This window comes from Oleiphilus sp. HI0080 (assembly GCF_001635135.1).
Genome location: NZ_LWFU01000484.1, coordinates 1 through 5,342, shown reverse-complemented (window position 1 = coordinate 5,342; position 5,342 = coordinate 1). Strand labels below are relative to the sequence as shown.

5 protein-coding genes and 1 pseudogene are annotated in these 5,342 nt (G+C 48.8%); all 6 read left to right on the top strand.

The window, feature by feature from the left end; genetic code table 11:
• Positions 1-502, top strand: a pseudogene (locus A3751_RS10140) (D-alanyl-D-alanine carboxypeptidase); the annotation flags it as partial.
• Between the two features lie 13 nt (positions 503-515).
• Entirely contained in the window at positions 516-779 is a 264-nt protein-coding gene (locus tag A3751_RS10135; RefSeq protein WP_068455280.1) for a YbeD family protein, read from the top strand.
• A gap of 119 nt (positions 780-898) precedes the next feature.
• Positions 899-1,483 (top strand): lipoyl(octanoyl) transferase LipB, encoded by a 585-nt coding sequence (gene lipB / locus A3751_RS10130; protein ID WP_231871740.1) that lies wholly within the window; start codon positions 899-901, stop codon positions 1,481-1,483.
• Complete coding sequence (lipA, locus tag A3751_RS10125; RefSeq protein WP_082863175.1) at positions 1,480-2,508, top strand: lipoyl synthase; 1,029 nt, start codon at positions 1,480-1,482, stop codon at positions 2,506-2,508. Before lipB ends, lipA begins: the two co-directional genes overlap by 4 nt.
• A gap of 38 nt (positions 2,509-2,546) precedes the next feature.
• Positions 2,547-3,917 carry an AarF/ABC1/UbiB kinase family protein gene (locus A3751_RS10120; RefSeq protein ID WP_068455277.1) on the top strand — a complete coding sequence of 457 codons (1,371 nt, stop codon included), beginning with the start codon at positions 2,547-2,549 and terminating at the stop codon, positions 3,915-3,917.
• A gap of 61 nt (positions 3,918-3,978) precedes the next feature.
• Positions 3,979-5,342: translation elongation factor 4 (gene lepA / locus A3751_RS10115; protein ID WP_068455274.1), on the top strand; the 1,364-nt coding region annotated here is incomplete at its 3' end.

Sequence of the window (5,342 nt, the reverse complement as noted above, 5' to 3'; positions counted from 1 at the left end):
ATCAGTCGACGGCTTGAAGACCGGGCACACTGAAGAAGCGGGTTATTGTTTAGTGTCCTCTGCCAAACGCGATGATATGCGATTGATCAGTGTGGTCATGGGTACTTCTAGTGAAGAAGCAAGGGTGAAAGAAACTCAAAAATTACTAAATTATGGTTTCCGATATTATGAGACAACGCCGCTTTACACGGCTGGAGAGGTTTTAAGCGAGGCAAAGGTTTGGGGTGGGGCGTTAGATGCAATTAATCTTGGTTTAGCCGAAGCCGTGACCGTGACTATTCCTAGGGGGCATAAGACTGAGCTCGAGGCGACCTTAGAAATCAATCCAACCATCAAGGCTCCTGTTGCGCTCGGAGATAGAATGGGGCGTTTGTTGGTTACACTGGATGGCGATGTATTGGTCGATCAGCATATTGTCGCGCTTGAGGATGTTGATCAGGGTGGATTGTTCAAGCGTATATGGGACTGGATCAAATTGTTTTTCCTAGGTTTGTTTGGTTAGAGAGGGGTGATGAATGGCCGACGTACCAGAGCTTGAGTTTCCATGTCACTATCCAATCAAAGTTATTTGTTCAAATGCGCCCGAGGTCGGTGAGGTAGTCGGAGCGATTGTCAGTGAACATGCCCCCGGGTTTGATCGAGATAGCATTGTTGCTCAAGAAAGCAAAAATGGAAATTTTGTGTCTCTTAGGATTAGCTTCCAAGCGACGGACAGGGAGCAGCTAGATGCAATGCATAAGGCTATTACTTCTGTGTCGCATGTGAAAATGGTTATCTAGGAAAGAGGTGCTATTTGAGCCTAGCAGAAAGCCCCGAGCAGATTGTTTCTAACGAAGATAGAGAGCTCTTTGTTCGCTACCTCAGCGAGTTGGCAGATTATGAGCCGACATGGCAAGCCATGCAGCAATATACTGACGCGCGCGACGATCATTCTGAAGACCAAATCTGGGTGTTACAGCATCGACCTGTGTTTACTCAGGGGCAGGCTGGCAAGGCAGAACATCTATTAGCGCCAGGCGATATTCCAGTTGTTCAGGTAGATCGCGGAGGACAGGTTACCTATCATGGCCCAGGGCAACTTGTCGTATACCTCTTGCTAGATATTGACCGTATGGGAATTGGCGCAAGGCAGCTGGTGACGCTTATTGAAACGAGTATCGTGAGTACGCTTGGTTTATTAGGTGTTTCTGCAGAAGCAAGAAGAGACGCACCTGGAGTTTATGTTGACGGGCGGAAGATTGCTTCGATTGGTTTGCGTATTCGAAAAGGGCGTTGCTTTCACGGTTTAAGTATTAATATCGATATGGACCTCTCGCCCTTTGACAGGATTAATCCGTGCGGATATCGCGGCTTGGAAATGACGCAGCTCTCTAATTTTGAAAACTGGGAGCCCGTCGAGCCTTTTGCAGGACGTTTGGTTGACGCTCTGCGTGAGCAGTTTGGGTACAAACAGCTCGTAATTGAATATACAGAGACTTTATGACCAATAAAACAATTGATGAGAATCTAGACGGTGCAGGCGAGCCAGATCATGCTGCGACAGGCAAGGCTAAGCCATCAATCAAACGTGCGGTGACTGGTGAGAAACTTCGAGGCGCCGAAAAAGTCGCAAGAATACCCATTAAGGTCATCCCCACCGAAAAAATGCCGCGCAAGCCAGATTGGATTCGGGTCCGTGTTCCTGCAACACCAAGAATTTCTGAGATAAAGCAAAAGCTCCGCAAGCATGGTTTGCATACCGTTTGTGAAGAGGCATCCTGCCCGAACCTTGGAGAGTGCTTTGGTGGTGGAACGGCGACCTTTATGATTATGGGCGATATTTGTACTCGTCGCTGCCCCTTCTGCGATGTTGCTCATGGCAGGCCAAAGCCGCTAAATCAAGATGAGCCTGCTGAGTTGGCAGAAGCGATTGCGGACATGGCGCTAAATTACGTCGTGATTACCTCTGTCGACCGCGATGATTTGCGAGATGGTGGAGCGCAGCATTTTGCAGACTGTATCCGTGAAACGCGGGAGCGGTCTGAAGAGATTCAAATCGAGGTATTGGTGCCTGACTTTCGAGGTCGCATGGATGTTGCTTTGGATATCCTAAAGGATACGCCGCCAGACGTTTTTAATCATAATCTCGAAACTGTCCCATCGCTTTATAAAAAGGTGCGACCGGGTTCTGATTATGCTTGGTCACTCAAACTGTTGAAGGAGTATAAAGCGCTGGCGCCAAATGTATTGACCAAGTCTGGGTTGATGCTAGGTATTGGTGAGACGCTTGATGAAGTCGAGCAAGTAATGGCGGACCTGCGAGAGCATGATGTAGATATGTTGACACTTGGGCAGTATTTGCAGCCTAGTCGTGATCATTTGGCGCTAGAGCGTTTTGTAACGCCGGCGGAGTTTGACGAGTTGGCTGAGAAGGCGCGTGCGCTTGGTTTTAAGCATGTCGCAAGTGGGCCATTGGTTCGTTCCTCTTATCATGCGGACAAACAAGCGAAAGGGGAAAAGGTCGGTTAGTTTGGCCCTTCGCCGACTTGACGTGTACAAGGCGCATTATGAAGCTCTCGAAAATCAAGACAGGTAGCTTTGAACGGCGCTTAAGTCTCACTCGTGCAGGTCTGGTTGCTGGAACGAGAATGGCTGGCAGCTTGACGGCGGGTCTGTTTAAAGGGGCGGAAGGGCGCAAAGAAGCGCGCAGGCAGGCGCTCTCCCGAGAGGCGAAGTATTTAGCTGACGAGCTTGGGAAATTAAAAGGTAGTGTTGTGAAAATCGGGCAGATGATGGCTCTATATGGTGAGCATTTTCTTCCTGTCGAAGTCACTGAGGCCTTACATACTCTCGAAGAGAATACGCAACCGCTAGAGTGGGCGATTGTCAGAGGAATTCTGTTTGAACAGCTCGGTTCGGACGCGGTTCAAGATCTTGATATCGAAGAGACGCCGATTGGCACAGCCAGTCTAGGCCAGGTACATCGAGCGCGCATAAAGGGCTCGGGTCAGGAAATTTGTCTTAAAATCCAATATCCTGGCGTTGCATCTGCGATTGATGCAGACCTGGATTCGGTTGCTCAAATATTGCGGCTGACTAACGTTGTTGCACGTGGGCCAGCGTTTGACGAATGGTTGCTGGAGGTGCGCGAGATGATGCACCGAGAGGTTGATTACGTCCTTGAGGCTGAGACAACGCAACGTTTTCACGAGTTGTTAAAAGACGATTCGCGCTACATTGTTCCAAGCGTGATTCAGCAGTATTCCAATGCGCATATTCTTGCGACAAGTTACGAAAAAGGTGTGCACGTTGGCAGTGAGCTGGCGCAAGCCCTTCCTCAGGAACAGCGAGACAAACTTTCCGCTTCATTCCTAGAATTGTTTTTAAATGAGCTATTTGTTTGGCACGAGATCCAAACTGATCCAAATTTTGGGAATTACCGGATTCGCATCGACGAGAATGATGTTCGTCTCGTTCTTTTGGACTTTGGGGCGGTACAACGATATCAGTCAAGCTTTATCCAGCCAGTCTGTTCTATGATTCGTTCAGCCTATCACCGAGACTTAGAGGGTGTGATCGCGGGTGGTATTGCGTTGAATTTTATGCGGCCTGAATGGCCTAGAGATGTGCTTGAGCAGTTTGGTAAGGTTTGTATGGCTGTGCTTGAGCCTCTTGTCCCTGTAGCCTCTCAAGGTATCGACAAGGCCCAATACTGTGATGCTCAAGGTCGCTATCTGTGGAATGAAAGCGATTTGCCGACAAGGATCGCCAAAATAGCCGCGCGCTCTGCGGTTAGCCGCTACTTCAAGATTCCTCCGAAAGAGTTTGTTTTTCTTAACCGAAAGCTTGTCGGAGTTTATACGTTTATCTCAGTATTGCGGGCGCGTTTCGACGGAGAACCAATACTTCGGGAGTATCTTGAAATACCCATGCAGTAAGTTTTCCCTCGAGGCGTCAAATGCTATAAAATGCGCGCCTTAATTTGAAAGAGTACCCTATGTGAGCAGTCTTAAAAATATTCGTAATTTCTCTATTATCGCCCATATCGACCATGGCAAATCGACCTTAGCAGACAGGTTTATACAGGTCTGTGGTGGCTTGAGTGAGCGAGAGATGGAGGCGCAAGTTCTTGACTCGATGGACATAGAGCGTGAACGGGGTATTACGATCAAAGCTCAGAGCGTTACGCTGTACTACACAGCGAAGGATGGCGAGACATATCAACTGAACTTCATCGACACTCCCGGGCACGTCGATTTCTCGTATGAGGTGTCTCGATCGCTTGCTGCCTGTGAGGGAGCGCTCTTAGTTGTAGATGCGGGGCAGGGTGTTGAGGCGCAATCTGTCGCAAATTGCTATACCGCCATCGAGCAAGGCCTAGAAGTGTTGCCTGTACTCAACAAAATGGATTTGCCGCAAGCCGAGCCAGACCGTGTTAAGCAGGAAATCGAAGACATAATCGGTATCGATGCAACTGGTGCGGTCGCGTGCAGTGCAAAATCTGGCATGGGTGTCGAAGACGTCCTTGAGGAGCTTATTCAAGTTATTCCTCCACCAGAAGGCGATACCGATGGCAATCTCCAAGCACTGATCATCGATTCATGGTTTGATAACTATCTCGGAGTCGTCTCCTTGGTTCGAGTGATGTCTGGGACGATGCGCAAGGGCGATCGCATTTTTATAAAGTCGACGGGTAAGGTTGAGCAAATTACGTCAATTGGCGTTTTTACTCCAAAACATCATGAGACCGGAGTCCTAAAAGCGGGTGAAGTAGGGTTCGTGGTTGCTGGAATCAAAGAGATTCATGGAGCGCCGGTGGGTGATACCATCACAAGTGCCAAGACGCAAGACGTGGCTCAGTTGCCAGGCTTTAAACGCGTTAAGCCCCAAGTGTACGCAGCATTATTTCCCGTTAGTGCGGATGATTTTGAGGCCTTCCGAGAAGCATTAGATAAATTAACTCTGAATGACGCTTCTCTGCAGTTCGAACCTGAGTCTTCAGACGCCCTTGGTTTTGGTTTCCGTTGTGGGTTCCTTGGCATGCTGCACATGGAGATTATCCAAGAGCGGCTCGAGCGGGAGTATGATCTCGATCTGATAACATCGGCGCCCACTGTCGCATATGAAGTGAAATTACGTAACGGCGATGTGATTATGGTTGATAATCCATCGCGTCTTCCTGATCCCGGATCTATTGACGAGATGCGTGAGCCGGTCGTGGAAGCGAATATTCTCGTGCCACAAGCGTATCTGGGGAATGTCATCAGTCTCTGTGTCGAAAAGCGGGGTGTCCAACTTGATATGCAGTTTGTTGGCGGTCAAGTTGCTTTGAAATACGAACTTCCAATGGCTGAGGTAGTACT